This window comes from Aphanothece sacrum FPU1, assembly GCF_003864295.1.
Classification (GTDB): Bacteria; Cyanobacteriota; Cyanobacteriia; order Cyanobacteriales; family Microcystaceae; genus Aphanothece_B; species Aphanothece_B sacrum.
In genome coordinates, this window is sequence record NZ_BDQK01000004.1 from 24,920 (window position 1) to 47,382 (window position 22,463).

The 22,463-nt window shown below is 35.1% G+C and carries 19 protein-coding genes and 1 pseudogene; 10 read left to right on the forward strand and 10 right to left on the reverse strand.

What is annotated here, in order from left to right; genetic code table 11:
• The first annotated feature begins 117 nt into the window (after positions 1-117).
• Both AsFPU1_RS05780 and nfi read left to right on the forward strand, forming a co-directional pair.
• Positions 118-1,335 carry an ABC transporter ATP-binding protein gene (locus tag AsFPU1_RS05780; protein ID WP_124975782.1) on the forward strand — a complete coding sequence of 406 codons (1,218 nt, stop codon included), beginning with the start codon at positions 118-120 and terminating at the stop codon, positions 1,333-1,335.
• A 212-nt stretch (positions 1,336-1,547) separates the two neighbouring features.
• Entirely contained in the window at positions 1,548-2,213 is a 666-nt protein-coding gene (nfi, locus tag AsFPU1_RS05785; protein WP_124975780.1) for a deoxyribonuclease V, read from the forward strand.
• Between the two features lies 1 nt (position 2,214).
• Here nfi and ybiA read toward each other — a convergent pair whose 3' ends face one another.
• The gene (ybiA, locus tag AsFPU1_RS05790) at positions 2,215-2,682 is read right to left on the reverse strand and encodes a riboflavin biosynthesis intermediates N-glycosidase (RefSeq protein WP_124975778.1); all 468 of its coding nucleotides are present in this window, start codon (positions 2,680-2,682) and stop codon (positions 2,215-2,217) included.
• 15 nt (positions 2,683-2,697) lie between these two features.
• The gene (gene aroC / locus AsFPU1_RS05795; protein WP_124975776.1) at positions 2,698-3,789 is read right to left on the reverse strand and encodes a chorismate synthase; all 1,092 of its coding nucleotides are present in this window, start codon (positions 3,787-3,789) and stop codon (positions 2,698-2,700) included.
• Between the two features lie 315 nt (positions 3,790-4,104).
• Between aroC and sir the strand changes: the two genes are divergently transcribed.
• The 4 genes from sir to AsFPU1_RS05815 all read left to right on the forward strand — a co-directional run bounded on the left by sir (position 4,105) and on the right by AsFPU1_RS05815 (position 8,434).
• Positions 4,105-6,027 carry a sulfite reductase, ferredoxin dependent gene (gene sir, locus AsFPU1_RS05800; RefSeq protein ID WP_124975774.1) on the forward strand — a complete coding sequence of 641 codons (1,923 nt, stop codon included), beginning with the start codon at positions 4,105-4,107 and terminating at the stop codon, positions 6,025-6,027.
• A 90-nt stretch (positions 6,028-6,117) separates the two neighbouring features.
• Positions 6,118-6,297, forward strand: coding sequence for a hypothetical protein (locus tag AsFPU1_RS05805; protein ID WP_124975772.1), 180 nt, complete (start codon positions 6,118-6,120; stop codon positions 6,295-6,297).
• Between the two features lie 124 nt (positions 6,298-6,421).
• Positions 6,422-7,432 carry an Npun_R2821/Npun_R2822 family protein gene (locus tag AsFPU1_RS05810; RefSeq protein WP_124975770.1) on the forward strand — a complete coding sequence of 337 codons (1,011 nt, stop codon included), beginning with the start codon at positions 6,422-6,424 and terminating at the stop codon, positions 7,430-7,432.
• Positions 7,433-7,444: 12 nt separating this feature from the next.
• Complete coding sequence (locus tag AsFPU1_RS05815; protein WP_124975768.1) at positions 7,445-8,434, forward strand: glycosyltransferase family 2 protein; 990 nt, start codon at positions 7,445-7,447, stop codon at positions 8,432-8,434.
• Between the two features lie 128 nt (positions 8,435-8,562).
• Here AsFPU1_RS05815 and AsFPU1_RS05820 read toward each other — a convergent pair whose 3' ends face one another.
• The 3 genes from AsFPU1_RS05820 to AsFPU1_RS05830 form a co-directional block, all read right to left on the reverse strand.
• Positions 8,563-9,708 (reverse strand): IS4 family transposase, encoded by a 1,146-nt coding sequence (locus AsFPU1_RS05820; protein WP_124969650.1) that lies wholly within the window; start codon positions 9,706-9,708, stop codon positions 8,563-8,565.
• Positions 9,709-10,024: 316 nt separating this feature from the next.
• Positions 10,025-10,819, reverse strand: a complete 795-nt coding sequence (locus tag AsFPU1_RS05825; RefSeq protein ID WP_124975765.1) for an RDD family protein — start codon at positions 10,817-10,819, stop codon at positions 10,025-10,027.
• 27 nt (positions 10,820-10,846) lie between these two features.
• Positions 10,847-11,671: a DUF975 domain-containing protein gene (locus AsFPU1_RS05830; RefSeq protein ID WP_124975763.1), complete on the reverse strand. Its 825-nt coding sequence runs from the start codon at positions 11,669-11,671 to the stop codon at positions 10,847-10,849.
• 81 nt (positions 11,672-11,752) lie between these two features.
• On the opposite strand from AsFPU1_RS05830, the gene AsFPU1_RS05835 reads away from it, so the two are divergent.
• Positions 11,753-12,715: a stage II sporulation protein M gene (locus tag AsFPU1_RS05835; RefSeq protein WP_124975761.1), complete on the forward strand. Its 963-nt coding sequence runs from the start codon at positions 11,753-11,755 to the stop codon at positions 12,713-12,715.
• 290 nt (positions 12,716-13,005) lie between these two features.
• Here AsFPU1_RS05835 and AsFPU1_RS05840 read toward each other — a convergent pair whose 3' ends face one another.
• Positions 13,006-13,494: a transposase gene (locus AsFPU1_RS05840; protein WP_124975759.1), complete on the reverse strand. Its 489-nt coding sequence runs from the start codon at positions 13,492-13,494 to the stop codon at positions 13,006-13,008.
• A gap of 331 nt (positions 13,495-13,825) precedes the next feature.
• Between AsFPU1_RS05840 and AsFPU1_RS05845 the strand changes: the two are divergent.
• Positions 13,826-14,420 (forward strand): annotated as a pseudogene (locus tag AsFPU1_RS05845) (chromophore lyase CpcT/CpeT).
• A 361-nt stretch (positions 14,421-14,781) separates the two neighbouring features.
• Here the strand turns inward: AsFPU1_RS05845 and AsFPU1_RS05850 are convergent.
• The 3 genes from AsFPU1_RS05850 to AsFPU1_RS05860 all read right to left on the reverse strand — a co-directional run bounded on the left by AsFPU1_RS05850 (position 14,782) and on the right by AsFPU1_RS05860 (position 20,948).
• Positions 14,782-18,582: a CHAT domain-containing protein gene (locus tag AsFPU1_RS05850; protein ID WP_124978247.1), complete on the reverse strand. Its 3,801-nt coding sequence runs from the start codon at positions 18,580-18,582 to the stop codon at positions 14,782-14,784.
• Between the two features lie 214 nt (positions 18,583-18,796).
• Positions 18,797-20,536 (reverse strand): ShlB/FhaC/HecB family hemolysin secretion/activation protein, encoded by a 1,740-nt coding sequence (locus tag AsFPU1_RS05855; RefSeq protein WP_124978249.1) that lies wholly within the window; start codon positions 20,534-20,536, stop codon positions 18,797-18,799.
• 178 nt (positions 20,537-20,714) lie between these two features.
• Entirely contained in the window at positions 20,715-20,948 is a 234-nt protein-coding gene (locus AsFPU1_RS05860) for a hypothetical protein (RefSeq protein ID WP_227873665.1), read from the reverse strand.
• Positions 20,949-21,109: 161 nt separating this feature from the next.
• On the opposite strand from AsFPU1_RS05860, the gene AsFPU1_RS05865 reads away from it, so the two are divergent.
• Both AsFPU1_RS05865 and AsFPU1_RS05870 read left to right on the forward strand, forming a co-directional pair.
• On the forward strand, positions 21,110-21,403 hold the full coding sequence (locus AsFPU1_RS05865) for a DUF433 domain-containing protein (RefSeq protein WP_124978251.1): 294 nt from the start codon (positions 21,110-21,112) through the stop codon (positions 21,401-21,403).
• Positions 21,400-21,720, forward strand: coding sequence for a DUF5615 family PIN-like protein (locus AsFPU1_RS05870; RefSeq protein ID WP_124978253.1), 321 nt, complete (start codon positions 21,400-21,402; stop codon positions 21,718-21,720). Before AsFPU1_RS05865 ends, AsFPU1_RS05870 begins: the two co-directional genes overlap by 4 nt.
• 33 nt (positions 21,721-21,753) lie before the next feature.
• Here the strand turns inward: AsFPU1_RS05870 and AsFPU1_RS05875 are convergent, their stop codons facing one another.
• Entirely contained in the window at positions 21,754-22,341 is a 588-nt protein-coding gene (locus AsFPU1_RS05875; protein WP_124978255.1) for a Uma2 family endonuclease, read from the reverse strand.
• Positions 22,342-22,463: the final 122 nt, after the last annotated feature.

Genomic DNA, 22,463 nt, shown 5'->3' on the forward strand with positions numbered 1-22,463 from the left:
GATATTTTATTAAGGAATGCACAATTAATCAATTTATAAGAAGATACTAAAAAGATTATACGGTTAGTTTTGGTTTCTTGGTAACTCTAATATCATTGACTAGGAAATTATAAAAATATGAGCGATGAAGTTTTAATCAAAGTTGAAAATGTCTCGAAAAAGTTTTGTCGTGATCTCAAAAGATCTCTGTGGTACGGCGTTCAAGATATTACTTCTGAAGTGACAGGAAGTAAATACGAACGTGAATTACGAAAAGATGAATTTTGGTCAGTTAATAATATTTCTTTTGAGTTGCGTCGAGGAGAATGTTTAGGATTAATTGGCCCAAATGGTGCAGGTAAAAGTACCTTATTAAAAATACTTAATGGCTTAATTAAACCCGACAAAGGCAGAATTGAAATTCGAGGAAGAATTGGCTCTTTAATTGAACTTAGTGCTGGATTTAACCCCATTTTAACGGGACGAGAAAATATCTATAGTCGAGGAGCAATTTTAGGATTTTCAACAAAAGAAATTGATAAAAAACTTGATGCTATTATTGATTTTTCTGAATTAGAAGAGTTTATTGATTCTCCAGTGGTTAATTATAGTTCGGGGATGCAAGTTAGATTAGGTTTTGCGGTTGCGTCTCAGATGGAACCAGATGTTTTACTATTAGATGAAGTCTTAGCGGTTGGAGATGTAGGGTTTCGTGCTAAATGTTTTAATTCAATTCAAAAAATGATTCAGAATGCGGCGGTGGTTTTAGTGTCTCATAGTATGCCGCAAATTAGTCGTGTATCTTCTGATATTATCGTTATGAATCATGGGGTATGTGAGTTTCAGGGTAATGATGTAGCTAAGGGAATTGATCAATTTTATAGTTATTTTTCTGGCGAAGAAGCAATGGTTGCGGGTAGTGGTAAAGCTGTCATTCATGAAGTTGAACTTGCTACTAAATCTGAAAAAAATATTGAAAGTATCAACTATTTAGATGAATTAACGATTAATATTAGTTGTACAGTCAATGCGAATATATCCAAATTTTGTGTTGTTGTTAAAATCATTAGTCAAGAGTTAGATGATATTGCTTACTGTAATTCTTTCTTTAATGGTATTAATTTTACTAATACTGGAGAAAAAATGCAAGTTTCTTTGAATATAGGCACAGTCAATTTAACTCCTGGTTGTTATAAATTAACACTTATTATTGCTGAAGAAAATAATGCAGAAGAATTATGTTTATACAGCAATATAAAACCCTTTAGAGTTGTAGGTAAATTTTATTGTGGAGCGCGTATACAATTGTGGGCTGATTGGAATATTGAAACATTAAATAAGGCAAATAATCAATGAATCAAATCAATACTTATTCATTTCAAGACTTACCAAATAAGGAGGGTTCTACTGGACTTACTATGCTAAACTAATAATTAATAAAAGGCTAAAGCCTTATACTATAGAAACAAAGTCCGACGAGCGCGGACTAACTTCTAGGTTGCGTAGGCAACCTTAGTTTTTATAGTTTAACTATGAACGAGTTAAAGTCTATTTTTCGGAATTAGTCAATGAAAATTAACGCTAATTTTTTATTACCTCAATCTCTTGAAGATGCTAAAATAATTCAAGATGAACTTAGAAAAAAAGTTATCACAGAAGATCAACTTGAAAAGGTTGATTATGTGGCGGGTGTTGATGTCGGATTTGAGGATAATTATCAACTGACAAAAGCGGCTGTTATTGTCTTAAGTTTCCCTGAATTAAAATTAGTAGAAAGTCAAACAGCAGTTATTTCTACTACTTTTCCTTATGTTCCAGGTTTTCTCTCTTTTCGAGAAATTCCTGCCCTGTTAAAAGCACTAGAAAAACTCAAAACTATACCTAATATTATTTTATGTGATGGACAAGGAATTGCCCATCCCCGTCGCTTAGGAATTGCCTCTCATTTAGGGGTATTAATTGATGTTCCTACTATTGGGGTAGCTAAATCTTTATTCATTGGTAAACATGAAGAAATTCCCCTAGAAAAAGGCAGTTGGAAACCCTTAATTGATCAAGGTGAAGTTATTGGGGCAGTCTTGCGATCTCGCACGAATGTTAAACCGATTTATGTATCTATTGGTCATAAAATTAGTTTACCTACTGCCCTTAATTATGTTATGGGTTGTTTGACAAAATATCGTTTACCAGAAACAACTCGTTTAGCGGATAAATTAGCCTCAGAAAAAGCTTAATTTAAGTTTGATCACGTATTTGTTCACGAATTTCCATCAATAACTCACCCAATCTATTCATTCCTTTTCCATCTCCACCATCTCCCCAATATCTGTCATTTTTTGTATGTTCAATGAGCTTAACATCGCCTGTTGCTAATAATTTCTCTTTTAAGTCAGGATGTTGAGTAAATTTGGCGTATAGTGCCTCTCCCATCACATCATCTTTTACCACTTCCCAGTCTCGACGGAGGGGACGGCCCCTATCACGTCCAATCTCAGCCGCTTCTGATGCTGTTAGTGCTTGTCGCACTTCTTCTTCATGGGGAGTATTAACAAACTTTTGAGCTTGAAAATAATGTTCTGTCGTCGGCCAAATTTTACCTTTTAAAGAAATCTCATAGGGTGCAAAGTTGGAGAAAAAACCATAAGGTTTGTTAATGTGATAAAACTTTATAGACTCATTACTACCAACTTTTTGATTGTCCATATTCTAATTTTATTTCTATTCTAAAACCCCACATTGTCCCCGGAAACGTAATAAATGATCGCATAAAACTAAAGCCACCATTGCTTCTACCATCGGTACAGCGCGAGGCAATACACAAGGATCATGTCTTCCTTTAGCTGCTAAGGTAGTTTCTTCTTTATTTAAAGTGACAGTTTTTTGTTCTTTGCCAATAGTAGCAGTGGGTTTAAATGCAACTCTAATAATAATATTTTCGCCGTTACTAATACCTCCTTGAATGCCTCCAGAACGATTCGTAACTGTGCGAATTTCTCCATTATCATCAAGATAAAATTCGTCATTATGTTCACTTCCTGTCAATAAAGTTCCGTCAAATCCTGATCCAATTTCAAAGCCTTTACTCGCCGGAAGAGACATGACAGCTTTAGCTAAATCGGCCTCTAATTTATCAAAAACAGGTTCTCCTAACCCTTTAGGAACATAACGGGCCACACATTCTACTACTCCTCCAATAGAGTCTTGATCTCGTCGAGTTTGATCAATGAGATCAATCATTTTTTCAGCCATTTCTGTATCGGGACAACGAACAATATTACTTTCAACTTGTTCGAGGGTAACAGTATTAGGATCGATCACCCCTTCTAAATTTTTAATGCGTTTGACATAACCTACAATTTCAACATTAGCAACTTGTTTTAGTATTTTTTTCGCGATCGCCCCGGCCGCCACTCGTCCGATAGTTTCCCTAGCTGAAGATCTGCCCCCTCCTTGCCAGTTACGGATACCATATTTCGCCTCATAAGTAGCATCCGCATGAGACGGACGAAACTTGAGAGACATTTCATCATAATCTTGCGATCGCGCGTCTTGATTACGGACTAAAATAGCAATGGGAGTCCCTAGGGTTTTTCCTTCAAAGACACCTGATAGAATCTCACAAATATCGGCTTCTCGACGGGGGGTGGTAATTTTGCTTTGTCCAGGACGACGACGATCTAAGTCAAATTGTATCTCAGTCTCTGTGATCTCTAAGCGTGGGGGACATCCATCAATGATCACTCCGACTCCACCGCCGTGAGATTCTCCAAAAGTGGTAATGCGAAATAACTGCCCGAAGGTATTACCCATAAATCTGTATCGATATTAATTGTCCTTTATTTTACCATAGTGTTTCATGACTCATTCTCTCAATTTTATTGATTCTTCATAGCATAATTTTACTTGATTTTTGAGAAACGAAGGATTTATTTTTCTTACTTGAAAGAGTTAGTTAAATCTGATTCATATTCAGAGAATAAAGTCAATCATTTATCTCAAGAATGTCACATTTTTTAAAGAATCAAAAAGGATTAAAAAGGCTAAAATAGAGAGTATAGCTCAAAATAGGCCTGAGTAATTCGCCAGCAGATCTAATTTGTCCCGTGTTTAATTAATTTTATCGCAATGGTTAAAACTCCCATTTCACCAACCCACAAAGTGTCTAAAGTAGAAGGCCTTAAAGAGAAAAGTAACTTTTTAAGAGAGCCACTAGCAACTGAGCTTTTAGAAGATACTACCCATTTTACAGAAGATGCCACTCAAATACTAAAGTTTCATGGCTCTTATCAACAAGATAACCGAGATAATCGAGTTAAAGGACAAGAAAAAGATTATCAAATGATGTTGCGAACCAGGAACCCTGGGGGATTTATTCCCGCGCAACTCTATTTAACTTTAGATCGTCTCAGTGATGAGTATGGAAATCATACCTTAAGGGTGACAACTCGTCAGGGATTTCAATTACACGGAATTTTGAAAAAAAATCTGAAAGCAGCGATCGCGGCCATTGTCAAAAGTATGGGATCAACTTTAGGGGCTTGTGGCGATCTTAATCGCAATGTCATGGCCCCACCTGCCCCTTACAAAAATCGTAGAGAATATCAATACGCCTGGGAATACGCTGATAAAATTGCTGATTTATTACGACCCCAAACAGGAGCTTACTACGAAATTTGGCTCGATGGGGAAAAATTCCTCAGTGGGGAAGAAGCCCCAGAAGTCAAAGCCGCTAGACAACAAAATGGGCATGGAACTACCTTTGTGGACAAAGAAGAACCTATCTACGGGGAACATTATATGCCCCGTAAATTCAAATGTTCTGTTACTGTCCCTGGAGACAACTCCATTGATGTCTATACCCATGATGTCAGTTTAGTGGTGATCACCAACAATGAGGGAGAACTACAAGGGTTTAACGTCTTGGCCGGGGGAGGCATGGGACGTACCCATAATAAAGAAGAAAGCTTCCCCCGTTTGGCTGATCCCATCGGATATGTGGCTAAAAAAGATATTTATGCCTTGATGAAGGCCATTGTCGCCACTCAACGGGACTACGGCGATCGCTTCAACCGTCGTCATGCCCGCATGAAATATCTCATCGAAGATTGGGGAGTCGAAAAATTCCGCACCCAAGTTGAACAATATTTCGGTCAACCTATTGAACCCTTTAAACCCCTCCCTGACTGGAAATATGAGGATTATCTGGGTTGGAACGAACAAGGAGATGGTAAACTCTTTTTTGGTCTATCCATTGAAAATGGCCGGGTCAAAGATGAGGGAACTTTTCAACTGAAAACCGCCCTTAAACAGATTGTGACGCAATTTCAATTACCGATGCGTCTGACGGCCAATCATAACCTAATTTTTTATGACATTGACCCGGATCACAAAAATGCGATCGAAACAATTTTTAACAATTGTGGGGTCGTTACGGTAGCTGAAAAAATCGATCCTCTGACCCGCTATTCCATGGCCTGTCCAGCTTTACCGACTTGTGGTCTAGCCATTACCGAATCAGAACGGGCTTTACCGGGGATTATTGAGGGAATTCGTACCCTTCTCAACGAATTAGACTTAGGATCAGAAGAAATCGTCATTCGCATGACAGGTTGTCCTAATGGTTGCGCCCGGCCTTATATGGCAGAATTAGGCTTTGTGGGCAGTGGCCCCGAAGCTTACCAAATTTGGTTAGGAGGAACTCCAAATCAAACTCAATTAGCCCAAGCTTACATTGAAAAGTTACCCCATAAGGAGATCGAAAGATTTTTAGAGCCTCTATTCGCCTATTTTAAGCAAGATAGGGTAGCGGGGGAAAGTTTTGGTGAATTTTGCAGTCGAGTAGGATTGGAGGCGTTACGGGGGTTTAGTGAGACGTATCAACCCATAGAACGAGTAAAACTTATTAAACCTCGACGTATTCGTAAACATCAGCATCGGGTTAGTGTTCCTGATGAGATGTTTGTTCAGCTAAAAGAAGTATCTGAAAAAGAAGCAAGGGCCATGAATCAAATTGTCAAAGAAGCTTTAGAAGCTTACTTTGCTAAATAAGTCTAGGAAATACTCACTAGCAGTATCTTTAGGGTCAATTAATCAATTGATCCTAACAAAACACTCAATATCTAATTAACCTCTTAAACTATGACAATTTCCAAAATTTTTATTCTCACCGCTTTAGCCATCGTGATCTTTAAGTTTATTGCTTCTTTATTTGGTCAAGGAAATTTACCTTGGTTAAATAAACTGGTGACAGCAATTTTAGGCATTTTTATTACCTTTGAGTTATTTCAACTCAGTCAAGTTTTCCTGACAAAATTATAACTGGTTAATAACTTCAGTTCTTGTCTAATAATTTAGGGTTCAAACTCGGATATAATTAAGTTGAGTTTGACTCCTTACTTAGTTAAATCAACTCAGAATATTTGTAAATTAGGAGATAATTAGGATGGTCTTACGAGGGATTTATACTTTAGCAAATGATGTTGTTTATGATCAACTCATTGCCCTTCTTAATAGTATTGAAGTCAATGTTAGTGCTAATATTCCGATCTATGTCATTCCCTTTGACGAGCGAATTAGTCGAATAAAAGCAGAAATTTATACCCGATCCAATGTTAAATTATTTGATAGTCAATCTTCGATAGAAAAATGGGAAAATTTTGCTCAAAATGTTTGGGAAACATTTCCTGAAGAGAAGAAAGAAAAATTCAGTCTTCCTGCTTGGGGAAAAGGTCATCATCGTAAATTTATGGCTTTTGATGGCCCTTTAGATAAGTTTGTTTATTATGATGCAGATAGTTTAGGAATGAAGCCATTAACAAACCTATTTGAAAAATTAGAAACCTATGATTTTGTATTCGATGATTGGGAACATCGTAAACCCGATATAAAAGCGGCCCTCGATATTAATTTAATTATGCAAACAGGTATTTATCAAGAAAAAGAAATTAGACAAAAATTACATTGTTCTAGTTTTTTTGCCTCTGGTCAAGGTATTTTTAATGACGAAGAATTAATGATATTACAAACAAAGCTAATCGAAGATCAAGAGATTAATTGGGTTTCTCGCTGGTGGGATGATGCCTTTTTATTCAATTATATGACCTTACGTTCTGATTACTCTATTTATAATTTTACCCAAAGTCCTGATGGAAAAGATAGAACGGGAAACTGTGCAGATTCTGATCCTTTTGTCAATATTGATAATGTTTTGTACAATGAACAAGGATTAAAACCCATTCATCGTATTCATTATATGAACTATTCATCTAAAAATTTTGCTCGTTTATGTCAAGGAGAAGATGTTAATATTAGATATCAAGACATCTTTTTACACTATCGTTTTTTGAAAAATCCAGAACAAAAACCTAAACAATTAAATCCGGCAAGTTCTTTAACTAAAGCAACCCGAAAATTAGAAGGATTTGTTAGTAAAATTAAACGTACATTATCTTAGATTATTAATTCTATGACTAAAGTTAGTGTTTGTATTCCCACTTACAACCGAGCAAATTTTCTCATTTATTCAGTTCAAAGTGTTCTTAATCAAACATATCAAGATTTTGAATTGATTATTTGTGATGATGGGTCTTCTGACAACACTTCTGAAATTATTGCCAAATTTCAAGACTCAAGAATTCGCTATATTAAACACCATCAAAATCTAGGTCGTAGTCGCAATATGCGTTCAGGATTTGACGCATCTGAAGGCAATTATTTTATTAAATTTGATGATGATGACGCTTTAACCCCTGAATTTTTAGCCAAAACAGTATCGATTTTAGATAATAATAAAACAGTAGATTTTGTTTGTACAAATCATTGGATTATTAATCAAAATCATGATAAAATAGAGTCAGCAACTCAAGAAAATACTACAAAATGGGGTAAAGATAAAATAGGAATAGGTATTATTAATGATCTTGAATGGCAAACATTTTATCATCAAAGTTTACAAGTAGGGTCAACTTTATTTCGTCGTTCCTGTTTAGCAGAAGTAGATTATATGCGTCCCGAAGCAGATGGATGTGAAGATTTTGATCTATTAGTTCGGTTAGCATTAGCAGGAAAACAAGGCTATTTTTTACCAGAATTTTTAATGGAATATCGTTTTCATGGGGGACAAACTAGCTTAAAACAAAACTTACACTTTCTCAAAGCTAAAGTATTTTGTATCAACAGTTATCAATTTAAAGATTCCCAATTAGAAGCCAAACGTATTATTAAATTAGCCCAAGCTCAACAAGATTTAGGACTAAGATTAATTGAACAAGGAAACACAAAAGAAGGACGAACATTATTACAACAATCTAATCAAATATTAGGCAGTTCTAAACGAGGGAATCTAGGCATAATTATCTCTTATTTACCCCAAAATCTTCGTGAGATAATGTTCCAAAGTTTCCGTAAAATGCGACCAAAAGATTATACAGAACAAGTGCGTTCTCAAACCTTGTAGGGGTCAACGGCCGTCATTAGTGTCAACTTAGTCCCAAACGCCGACAGGCTAAAGCCTGTGGCTATACCAACGAAGTCCGACGAGCGCGGACTTTGTGTAAAATTAGCCTGGCGTGGGGACATAAAAATCTATAAGCTAGACTTAATCAGGGATATAGCCCGTCGTCCTCGTCGATAATAGGCGCGTTTTTCGGGGCTTAATTGCATTAATGCCTGGGCTTCAACGGTAAATAAATCACAAGAGTCAACCCAATCTTTTCCATGAAGACCGATATAAAAGTTACTGTGTCTCCGTCGCATTTTCTTGTTTTTTCTGACTCTCCCCACATATTTTGCCAATCCTTTCTCTTTAATAATTTTTCCAGAAAATGTTGCCATTGAATAAGCTAGAGTAATCAATATAATTAAGGAAGTAAGGCGATGTCCTGTTAATTTCGTTCTTTCTAAATCATAACCACCTTTCTTAAAATCCCGAAACATTTCCTCAATACAAAATCTCTTTTTATAAGCGTCAATCGTCTCATCAATACTGGTTAAATTTGTGATAATAAACCAAGCTTCTTTTGTCTCTATTCCTCTATACTTCTTTTTCCATTTCGCCACTATATTACTGCCTATAAATCCTTTTGTTTTCGTAACTTTAACTCCTTGATAAAATAAAGACATTCCTGAAGATAATCCTAAATCTTTTAGTCGCGTCCACATTTCCTTTTCTACTTCAATATAGTTGCTTTTCTTCAATCTGAGTGCATAATAAACTCTTTTTTGTCCATGTAACCATTTTGCTAGTTCAACTGAGCAGAATTCTCTATCCCCTAAGACAACTATTTTATATTCTTTTAGAAAGAGTAATATTCGGGCTAATATACTTTTCTGTGTGTCAAAGTTACTATTACCGATGTGATCTAGCAACTCAAAATATAAGGGAATTCCTCTATTATCAATTACCAGACTTACCATCAAAATATTAATCAACCCCCATTGGGTTCTATCTATGGCAATATGTAAGACATCTCCTGTACTAAATGATTGCTTTAACCACTGTTTTATGATAGGTATCCATACTCCTTCAATTGTCAAACAAGGAATCTCGAAAAACCGTTTTAACTTTTTTCTCTTACTTTCAAATAAAATGGGACTGGGAAAATAACTAGCTAACTCATAAAACCTAATTTTCCTATATACTTGCACTAATTCTATCATGATTAACAGTATTAAATATTCCGATTTTTTCAGATACTTTGTTAAATGGTTGTTATAAATTTCTGGTAACATTTTGGGTTTAGACGGCGATCGCTAAAAAAAGAACATTTTCTTTTTACCATGTTTTGCTCTTTTCGTCATCTGGTAAGGCTTTCAGGGTTTCATGTCCCCACGCCAGAAAATTAGCCAGCCGATGCTGGCTTTGTACAGTTAACCCCACCCTTGGCAGGGTGTGGGTGGGATGGTGGGAAAGCTTGCACCTATTGAGTATTGATTTATGCAAAAAACCCGCCCCTACTACAAAAACCCGCCCCTACAAATTTTGTGTAATTAATTTAGTCTCGCAAGTAACATTAAATGTTACATTTTAAAGTGCGGAATGTGGGAATTATTCCTTATTTTCTATTCCTTGTTGATAAGCCAAATAAACAGCTTCTAAGAAATGATTAGCGGTGGTATTTTCGGGAATTTCTTGTAATTCAATAATATCTTTAACTTGATAAGCTAATTTACGGCTTAATTCATGTCTTGCTTGCTTTAACATTCCTTCCCGTCGCTGTAAATATTCTCGAATAACAGCAAAATGTTCAGTAGATAAACGAGACAAATTAGATTTATCTATCAGATAATTAACTAATCCTTTTGCTTCTTTTGAAATCAGAAAAGTTGCTAAATTATTGGCTTTTTCTTCTTGAATAACTAAAGTTCCTGCTACTAAATCTCCTAAACGTTTTTCTTGTTTGCTAAAGACAATTAATAATACACCAAGAAATAAGATATCATCAACAGGACGTAGTAAAGCCCTTAAGGTTGCTTGTTGTAGTCCAACGGGTCTACCATCATCTCTAATTACTCGAATTTTAACCCGTCTTTTTCCAGGGGTTTGACCTTGCCATAAAGTTTCAAAGAATACGAAATAACCCACATAAATAAAGAAAAAAATGACAAAGAAAATAGCAGTTAGCCACATTTCTACATTTTCTAAATTAGGTAAAAATGAGTTTAGTACGGTGCTAATTACTTCCGAAAAAACAAAAGTGCTTAATAAATAAATAATCAGAATTAACCAAAAACAAAAATAGTCAATCACTAAAGCAAAAGCTCGGTTGCCAATTCCTGCTAAAGTAAAATCTAGTTCAACACTTTCAGGAGTTTCTAAGGTAAATTTATTAAAAAAATCCATAATATTTATCAAACAATTTCAAATTAATTAATCATCACTTAATGAGTCTTTAATCTCTAATCCTAATCCTTCCTTACGACTACGCAAGTCATAGTAAACAACTGCCTTAATGGTTTGCCAAAAAGGAATAACTAAAGCCCCAACTAAGATAGATATAACTAAATTAAATATAAGATAAATTGGAGAATCTGAAGGAATTAATAAACTAGCAAAATTGATTATTAAAGATAAGGGAAGAGTTACTAAAAAAGCAACAAAGAAGATTAATTGAAGGCGAAGAACAGAACCTTTAGTTAACTTCCAACTTCGATTAATAGCAAAAGAAGCATCAGATTGAGATTCAATTGCAATGGGCAGTTCAACAATAGAAAGTCGAGAAAAAATCCAGATGTAACCAAACATAAAGATGAAAAAAGCAATTATCCCAAATATAAAGCCAACGATACCTAATATAATTTGATTATCCTGAAATGCAGAGGCAAAAATCAAGCCAAGAATCAAAGCAAATAATCCGAAAATAATAGCCCCGATAATCACTGAAGCAAATACAATTAAAAAGACTAAAAAACCTGCTACTAAAAAGTTCCACATCCGAGGTTGAACCTGTTGCCTTGCTTCATGAATTGTTTCAGGACGTTCAATAACTTCATGAAAAGCAAGACGAGCAATTAAACCCTGAATAGCTGAAAATTTTGCCCATCCATAAACAGGTACAAATAACCAAAAATAACTAATCAATGCTTGAGTATAATACAATTTAAAATGATCTCGATAAATCCGCAGACCAGCACTAACCACATTACCTATACTAAGAGTACCTAAAGATTGAGTGGTGTTTGAACTTTTAGACATCGCTACCTCAAAACAATTTCGTTAAATTCAAAGATTTACTGCTATCTTAAGCTAAATTTAGGATAATATCTAGAAAATTTTATGAATATTCAAAGATGGATAGCTAGACGAGAACCCAACTGGAAGCAATTGGATGCTATTTTACAAAAAACACAAAAAAAAGGCTTAAAGTCCCTCCAAAGCTCAGAAATTCACGAATTAGCCAGCTTATATCGTTCTGTCTCCGCCGATTTGTCCCGTGCTAAAACTCATCAACTCGGAACGACTCTTATCAGAGACTTACAACAATTAACATCTCGTAGTTATAGCCAAATTTATCAAGGTTCTCGTCGTCAAGAATGGCAAGGAATCTGGGAATTTTATAGTTGGCGGTTCCCTACAATAATACAGGAAACATGGGGTTATATTATTGTCGCAACTGCCTTATTTTTGTTAGGGGCTTTGGTCGCTTGGTGGTATGCTTGGCAAGATCCTACTTTTATGTCTTTAATTGTACCAGAATACTTAATTGTCAAAGTAAGGGATGAGCATAAATTGTGGATGGGGTCTATTTTGGGGGTTGAACCTTTAGCTTCTAGTAATATTATGATTAATAATATTAGTGTAGCTTTTACGGCAATTGGAGGAGGAATTACCGTCGGAATTGTTACCATTTATATTTTATTATTTAATGGATTATTAATAGGAGCAATTGGTGCTTTAGTAGGACAAAATAATTTAGCTTACCCTTTTTGGGCCTTTGTTTTTCCTCATGGTTCTTTAGAATTACCCGCTATTTTTTTAGCCGGTGCAGCAGGTTTACTTATTGCGAGATCTTTACTTTTTCCTGGACAATATCGTAGAATTGATGCGTTAAAATTTTATGGATTTCAGGCAGCGCAGTTAGTTTTTGGCATTATTCCCATGTTAATTTTAGCGGGAATTATTGAAGGATTTTTATCCCCTAGTCCTTTAATTCCTTCTGTGTTAAAATATCTAATAGGCATGATTATATTTAGCCTATTAATGATCTATTTTAGTCGTCAAAAAATATCAATCTCATAATAATGTTAAGCAAAATGACAGTTTAAAATTACTCGCATTAATCCAATTTTGGTTTGATATATCGTATTTTGTAGGGGTGGGTTTAGCCAGAATATTAGCCGTAGTCTAGGAATTATATACAAAACCCGCCCTTTATTTGGCGGTAATCACCAGGAATGATTTACAAAACGCGCCCATTTGATAATAATAGTGGTGTGGGGGCGGGTTAATTAAAATTCTAGATTTTCACCATAACCTATGGTGAAAACCTGTCCCTACGAAGTTGTTAATATTAACATTTACTCGTTTTATTAATTATCTGGATCTTTTAACCAATTTTTAGGATTATTTAAAATATATTCTCTAATGCGGTTTAAATCAGATTCATTGCGAATAATGTGTTCATAGTAATTTCGTTGCCATACAGGAACATTAGGACATCGACGTATCAAATTAATATGTTTAGCAGAAAAAGTCTTAAATCCGCGAATAATTTCAGGGATTCCTTTCCGGTGAATTTTCTGTTTCCTATCATTTAGTATTAGAATTCCGTGTAAATGATTAGGCATAATCACAAATTCATCTAATTGTAAATAAGCATAATAGTTAATGAGGTTTTCCCAATAAAATTTAACTGTATTTCCCAATAAATTTAGGTTAATTGTATCATCGACAATCTCCCCCAATAAACATTGTTTTTGATAAATACAAATCGTTATAAAATATGCACCAGGTTGAGAATAATCATAATTTTTTAAACGAATGGAACGACGATGGTGAATATCTGGGTCATATTTCATAGGATTTTTTTGATTATAATTATTGGATAATTGTTAATAAAAATCAGTTTGGTAGGGGCGGGTTTAGCCAGAATATTAGCCGTAGTCTAGGAATTATATACAAAACCCGCCCTTTATTTGGCGGTAATCACCAGGAATGATTTACAAAACGCGCCCATTTGATAATAATAGTGGTGTGGGGGCAGGTTAATTAAAATGCTAGATTTTCACCATAGGTTATGATAAAAACCTGCCCCTACAAGGTTATTAATATAAATATTTGCCCGTTTTATTGATTATCTGCTTAGGTTACAATAGGGAAGGCCTAATCTATGTAAATAAATACTTAACTATGACTCATGCTACTGATTTGACAACTTTAGTCCGTTGGATGTCTGCTGATTTTAGTAATCAAGAACAAGCGTTTGCCAATCCTCCTTTTTATGCCCATATTCGGGTTTGTATGCGTCCCTTACCCATATCAATTTTCCCTGAATTCAGTTTATTTTTAGAACAAGCTTATGATTATATGTTAAACCGTCCCTATCGTTTACGAGTGCTTAAATTTAAGATAGTAGATGAACAAATTGAATTAGAAAATTATAAACTTAAAGAAGAACAAGAAGCTTTTTTTGGTGCTTCCCGTGACATAGAAAGATTAAAACAATTAACTCCTGATCATTTAGAAAAAATGCCAGGCTGTGACATGATTGTTAGTTGGACGGGTAAGAGTTTTAAAGGTATTGTTAAACCGGGAAAAAATTGTATTGTGGTTCGTAATGGTAAAGAAACTTATTTAGATAATAGTTTTGAAATAGACGAACATCAATTAATTAGTTTTGATCGAGGACTTGATCGTGAAACTGATGAATTAGTTTGGGGTTCAATTGCTGGGCCATTTCATTTTGTCCGTTGGGGCTAATTTTGCCAATGAAGTTGGTTTTTAATCTCATAAAATAGGGGCGGGTTTATTTTACGGTTCTATCGGACAAACTATGCTAAACTAATAATTAATAAAAGGCTAAAGCCTTATCCTATAAAAACGAAGTCCGCCTGCGCGGACTAAATTCTAGGTATGGCACGCCGCATCTTGCCTGTTTTTTAGGGGTCAACGGCCGTTGACCCCTACTATGAACGAGTTAAGGTCTATCATTTGTAATAATTTAGCATAACTTGTCCGGTAGAACCCTAAATTGTAGGTTGCGTAGGCAACCTTTGTTTGTATAGCTTAACTATGAACGAGTTAAAGTCCCTTATTGGTAATAATTTAGCATAACTTGTCCGGTAGAACCATTATCCATTGTTGAATTACCAGGGACTTCCAATAAGAGTAAACCCACTCCAATAATAAGGATGAGTCAGTAAACCAGCGTGAGGAGATATACTTTGTGCGGCTGTTAATTCTGCTAATTGAGGAGGTAAAGGTAAGCGATTTTTAGGAGTAATTAAATAACCATCCTTTAAATAAACTTCCCCCCTTAATAAACTTAACTGGGCCTGTCGTATCGCTGTTACCTTGAGGGGAACATCTCGTAATTGTTCATAAAAACGAGTCATTAACCCTAAAGTTCCATCGTCACTCACTTCCCACAAACTGCCTAATACAGTTTTAACTCTCGCTAAAACTGCCGCACCTGCAAACCCTAATTCTGATTCTCGATTACCTAATGCTGTGCGACAAGCACTTAAAACTAATAATTCAACAGGTGGATTACCTAAATTTAGGTCTTTAAGTTGATCTAAAGTTAACTGACTATTCCACAATTGAATATAAGAATTATTGAGTTTTCCTGTCTCAAAATTGGCATGAGTTGCTAAATGAATAATACCAAATTCTCCAGAAGCGTGTGCTTTTTGCAGATTACTCAAGGTAAAATTATTATTGAGATAAGATTGTCCTTTCCAAATGCGATCAGCAATAACGGATAATTCTAAAGGAACCCCCGGTAAAGGATTTTGTTGGTTAAATTGAGATGCACCCATAGCTAATACTCTGTCCTTGGTCATATCTTTATAACGAGTATCAGTTAGTGCTAAACTGGGCATTAGACCCATGCTATAGTGTTCAATGAGAAATTTAGACCCATCATAAAGAGCAGCCATCGGTACAGACCGTAATCCTTCATCTACAATAAAGACTAAAGTATCTATTTTTCGCGCTTGTAATTCACTCTCTAAAGGCTCAATAAACCATTGATATAATTGTTTACCTGGCCCACGATGAGCAGTAGGACGACGAGGGTTCGTGACAGTTTGTTGAAATTGTTCTGCCACTGAAATTACTTGTTTACGGGTTACATCTGTGATGGGAATACGTAACACTTCACCTGATGAACTAATTAAGATTAACTCTAATTGATCAGTATTTTTTTCACTCCGGTTAAGAGGTATTTGTTTGGCTGGTTTACCAGAATTAAATGTCCATAAGTCCGTATTTTGAGGACTTTGAACAATATTAGATTGGGGTTTAAATACAATATAAACTAAGGCCGGTTTAAGCTTCGTTGCTAATTCTGCTTGTTGGAGACGGGTTTGAGTTTGTTCTAGGGTAAGAGGTGCTACCGGTTCAATTCCTAAATGATTAGCAAAGTCTGTACCAAAGTCTTTTTCAACACTTTCTGCCGTTGCTTTATTATTAGTTCCTACTGTAGAATTTGCCCCCCCAATATTACCTGAATTTGCTCCAATATTATTAGCTTGATTAGAAGAAGTATAAGCATTATTTAAGTTTATAACTGGCCCACCTCTTTCGGACTCTAACAACTGAGTCACATTATTATTATTACCTGTATTAATAGTAGGAGGAGGGCTATTATTATCTATATTAATAGTAGGAGGAGGGTTATTATTACCTGTATTAATAGTAGGAGGAGGATTATTGTTACCCACTGGTGGCAATACAGTAAGTGGTGGTGGATTATTATTACCATTGCCTGCGTTATTATTACCATTGCCTGCGGTATTATTGCCATTTCCTGCGTTATTATTACCATTGCCTGCGCTATTATTACCATTGCCTGCGTTATTATTACCATTGCCTGCGTTATTATTACCATTGCCTGCGTTATTATTACCATTGCCTGCGGTATTATTGCCAAAATTTATTTCAACATTATTAATCGTAGCCCCTTCTCTCGTATTAATTTGATCACGAGTAATGTTACTGGTATCATTAGGATCAAAATTAACCCCGTCTACCTTCACTGTACCCACAATAGAGCCATTAGTAGAGCGAGTTTGTAAATTAATATTTCCCCCTGAACCTAAAGTAGATGAAGCGTTTATTTTTCCTACCTGAATACTCGGAACGTTATTTCCCGTACTTCCCCGCGCTGTAATATTAACTGAACCTCCGACCGTCGGGGATGAAGTATCAATATTACCTACAATGACTCGACAACTGTTAGTTAATGCACAACCAGATGTGAGTAAATTTCCTAAACGTTCTATGCTTAAATTTCGGCCAGGAGCAATAATAGTATCATCAGGACTCATCTGAAAAGTTCCCGTACGAGTCTGAATTGTATTAGTTCTAAAGACAATACTACCTGTTCCTCGTTGAAAAGTTAAAGCATTATCAGCTAAATTTTCAATAGTAATATTTCTTAAAGCTTCTAACACAATATTGGTATTACCTGATAACCCTTCTAATTCAGATTCAAAAATAATACTAGGGGCAGTATCAGTGGAATTATTATTACTTAAAACTTGACCAACTTGACCAGTATTATTCCCTTTAAAAGTATTAGTTCCGTCCGTTGTTCCATCCCCTCTCCCATTTTTTATCGTAATATCTAAAGGATCAAGAAATAACGTTCCAAATTTACCTACAGGTGCGCTAGTATCAACATTTCCTGCAAAAATTAATTGATTTTTTCCTGACACTTCTACTAACCCTCCATTCCCAGATAACCGTCCTCCTCGACTATTAATATTGCCATAAAATCCGGTAAGATCATTAGCCCAAACAATAATTTGACCACCATTTCCTGTCTCTAAACCATTACTATTAAGTGTTGAACCATCAGTAATTAAAGTACGTTCTGCATTAGGAATTGTTCCTTGACCTCGATAATCTCCCCCAATTCTAATATTGCCTCCACCTTGATTACCAGAAGCATTAATTTGACTATCTATTACCCCAATACGTTCACCAATTAAGGTAATATTACCTCCTATTTGAGTTGTAGAAGCTGTATTTATTGTTCCTGTTGTAATGAGGGTTCCTGTTGTAATAGGTAGAGAGGTTTGAGACTGGGTTAATTGAATTGTTCCATCAGCATTAACAGTTACTCCTAATTCTAATCCGTTTGCTCCTTGGGTGAGAAGGGTTGCTAAATTAGGGGGTTTAATAGTAGAAATATTAGAGGTATTATTATTAGTTGGTCTAGGGTCAATAATTTCTAAACTGACTAAATTTCCAGGTTGAGAAATTCTAATCCTATTCGTTCCAGGAATAGCAGCAATGGTAATATTACCACCTGGTGCATTGAGGGTTCCAGTATTAATTACATTGCCTGCTAATAAGGTCAAATTATGACCGGATGCAAGGGTTAAATTACCTCTATTAATAATTGAACCAGGTTGAGATAAATCAAAAGCAAATTGAGAGGGATTTCCTATTAATTGGCTATAGTTATTTTCTCCTAACGCATTAAACCAATTATTGTTAGCAAATCCGATTCCTGTAGCGGTTGTCGCAGTAAAATCTGCTGGAATATTTAATTGAGCATTGGGGCCAAAAATAATGCCCGCAGGATTCATAATAAAGAGATTAGGATTACCTCCTGTAATTTGTATTAACCCATTAATAACTGAGGGATCACCTCCCACAACTCGCGTTAAAATATTACGAATGCTAGGGTTGGCTAAAAAGTTAGCAATTTGCTCCGCATTGAGTCCAAATTTTTGTAAACTATGGAATAAATTGGCTCCATCTCCTGATAGAGTTCCCCCTTCAATATTAAATTGATTTCCTTGTTGATTAACAATTGTTCCTGTGCCATCATTAGCAGGTGTAATTGATTGTCCCCACACTTTATTAACGGTAATTATACTTAATAATGGCAGAGAAATTAATGTTAAAATTAGAGTTTTTTTAAGATACATTGTTACAAAAATTAGTGAGGTAAACTATTTCATTATAATTCATAATTCATAATTCATAATTCATAATTCATAATTCATAATTCATAATTCATAATTCATAATTCATAATTCATAATTCATAATTCATAATTCATAATTCATAATTTATAATTCATAATTCATAATTCATAATTCATAATTCATAATTCATAATTCATAATTCATAATTCATAATTCATAATTCATAATTGACTTGAAAATAAAACCCTTGTTCTTGGATATTATCACCTAAATTAGGTAAAGGAATAACTGGAATCCCATAATCTAATCTTACACTTAAACCCTCAATGTCCGCCACATTATTCCAAATAATTCCTAATCCTGTACCTAAAATAAACTTTTTAAAGGGTGGTAAATTTCGTTCTCCCAAAGCAAACCAAATAGCCCCCATATCCATAAATGGAGCAATTTGTAAGATAGGTTTATCTGTTTCATTTCTTATTAATGTAATTCGATCTTCTATGGATAATCTAAAGCCATTATCCCCAAATCTAATATTTTGTCGATACCCTCGCACTGACTGTCCTCCTCCTATAATAAACCATTGATCAGGTAATAAAGGATCAGGTGTTAACTGTAATTCTCCTTGTACAATCATTAAGTGATTATCGTCCCACCGTTGCACTCTTTGACCCTGAAATAACCACATAAAAAAACGTCCATCGGGAATGGGATTAGATTGAATAGTCGCGTCTAAAATATCAATACCAAAATTAAATTGTGATCGAAAAGACCAAAATCCACTTTCATCTCTAATTAAATAATCTTGTCCAAATTGAATTATACTAGAACGACTACTAGCATTTTCTATAGGAGCTAATTGTCCGTTAATAAAAGTTTGTCCATTTTGATGACGTAACCCCAAAGATACGGCAAATTCTTCTGATAAATTACGCCATAAAGGTTGACGAAAACTAATGTCATATACTTCTTTATTTCCCGTAATATCAAAAGCTTCTAATTCAGGTTGAGTGACTTTTGTCCAAGTAGGAATAAATCTTAGTTGTAGGGTTCCTTCTTGGGGGTTTAAAGGTAGACGGTAAGTAGTGTCAACTGTATTGCCTCCGTCAGTTGTTGAACGATAATAAGCAGTAGAAAGTTCATCACCCCATCCTGTCACATTACCATAACTTAAAAATACACTGCTACGATCTGAACCAATACTAGGAGGAGAAAGGTTATCAACTCCAATTCTAAATTGTAAGGTATCAGCTTCTTTAACCGTAACAACTAAAATACTTAATCCTGGTTTTCCTGATGCTTTTAAATTCGCCGTAATGCTTTCTAATAGAGGATTAATACTTAATAACCTTAAATGTTTTTCTACTTCCGTAATATTCAGAGGTGTACTTATTCCTAAGGCAACGCGATCACATAAATAATTTAAGGTTAATCTTCCGCGACCGACTAATTCTATTTTTTCTAAATTTCCTTCTATAATATTGATAGCAACTATTTCATTATTAGCCGTTAACGAAATATTTTTATTGATCGCTTGGGAAGTAATATAACCACTATCAAGATAAATTTGACTGATAATATCAACAATATTAGTATAAATTTCTTGTAAATTTTCTATTGTTAAATTTTTGCCAATTGTTTGTTGCTCAATGGCTTTGATTTTCTCATTGTTAGTAAAAATAGCTGGTGGAAAAACCGTATTTCCTGTTATAATTAAATTAACGGTTTGATCCGCGACTTTTAAGTTAAATAAAAAAATATCAAGAGAAGAAAAAGTATGAGTTTTAAAAGAAAAGGGACAGGTTTCTAAACCGGAGTTTGTTCCTGATTGAATCGAAGCAGAAGTTTGAGTTAGAATAAATTCATCATGATTGGCGTATCCCTTAAGGGGATAGATTATCAATGTCAAAACAGTAGAAAAAATGATGAGGGGATGCCATAATAAACGCAACATGGTTAAGGATTTCTAAGGATAGACCTATTAAAAATTGGTCAATAACCATTTGTAGGATAACAAATAAAAACCCTTACTTAACTATACCGGAAAAATTACACACAATTCCCGTAGTTAAGTCAAAATGTTCCGTTTATCGACAATTATAGAATCAATTATCTAGTAATTACAAATTATTTTAAGCAAACTTACCCTCTAGTCGAGATTCCGCCAATTCTCGAATTAGGGTTGTGCGTTGTTCAATATAGATGGCTAAACCTTGACACTCCTCTGGACTAAGAGGTTTGTAGCGTTGGAGTCTACAGAGCAAGTCATCGATCAACTCAGACTGATCAAGACTCAGTAACAAATGAGCTTGAGTTTGTTCAATGGTAGACCATAGTTGCCGCAAGGTGGTTGGGTTGATGAGCATTGGAACCTCACACCGAATTAAGAATCTAAAGATATTATAAAGGCTAAGTGTCTTTTGTGCTGTAGTCAGTTACACAAATTAAAATAGGGCCCAGTTATTGTGTTTGTGTAAATACAGTAAGCTAAAATGATAAGTAGCTATTCCTCGATAGGGACTGATTGATGACAACTGCAGCAATTTCAAGGTACGTCACTCGTGATCCAGGGATTTTAGGCGGTGAACCCATTATTGCTGGTACAAGAATATCAATACGTACCATTGTTGGTTTATGGAGATTGGGTACTTCTCCCGAAGAAATTCCAACTCAGTTTCTTCAACTAACGTTGGCTCAAGTATTTGATGCTCTGAGTTTTTACTTAGACAACCAGTCTGAAATCAACGAATATATTGAGCGAAACCGAATTCCTGATAATCTTATTCATCCTGCAGTCCGCAAAGTGTTGGAAATGGAATGAAAGTTTTTGCGCCACTCTACACCGATGAAGATGTTGCTAACTTAGTGGCTATTCTTCTAAGAAGCCGAGGTTGGAATATCTTAACAACAATTGAAGCTGGGATGTCGGGTTATTCAGATGATGAACAGCTTGCTTATGCTGTCTCAGAAAATCGCTGTATATTAACCCACAATCGAGTTGATTATGAAAGGCTACATTTGAGCTATTTACAAGCAGAGCAAAAGCATTCAGGTATCATTGTAACGCCTCAAAATAATGCCCATGAGGTTGCTAAAAGGGTAAGTATTATCCTATGTTCTTGTAAATGTTCTGCATAGATAGCAAAAGTACTCTCAGAATTTTCTAATAGTTCATGAAGGGTTATTGTCCCCTGCTGTTAAAATCTGTTTAGCAGTGAGTTTGATTAACGCAAAAGTAATTGATATAATAATTTCATCTTCTTGAAATAAGGCTTCTTCATAAAATCCATCCACAAGAGTTAATACCGTAACTTGTTCTTTTTGTGGATCAATAATCCAATATTCTAAAATACCTCTAGCAGCATACTCAGACCTTTTATAGCGATAGTCTCGATCTTCATTTATCTTACCTGGGGAGACAACTTCAACCACTAAGGCAGGGGATGGCATATCCTGTGTAATAGTAGCGCGTTTACCACCCAAGGCAGTCAGCAATTCTTCGGTAAGTATCATTAAATCTGGAAGTCGAACTCTTGTTCGATTACCTGTGACGACAATTTCTGTATCTTTATGACGAATGAGTCGTATGGAAACAAATTTAAGGAATTCTGTGAGTAAATATAGGGCGATCAGGTTATTTCTATCACTTTCTGGCGGCATTGCTACTAATTCTCCATCGATTAGCTCATATTGAGTATCTGTACCATTATCGTAAACAAGATACTCTTCCAGGGTTAATTTTTGAGTGGCTATGGTCATAACGATCACTTTTAATTATTTTTGTCATAGGATTAATTAGGTTGAATTCCTGCACCAACAGGGGCGATCGCATCTAATCCTAAATCTGGATGATCGGATTTAATTTGTTGTAAATTCCATTC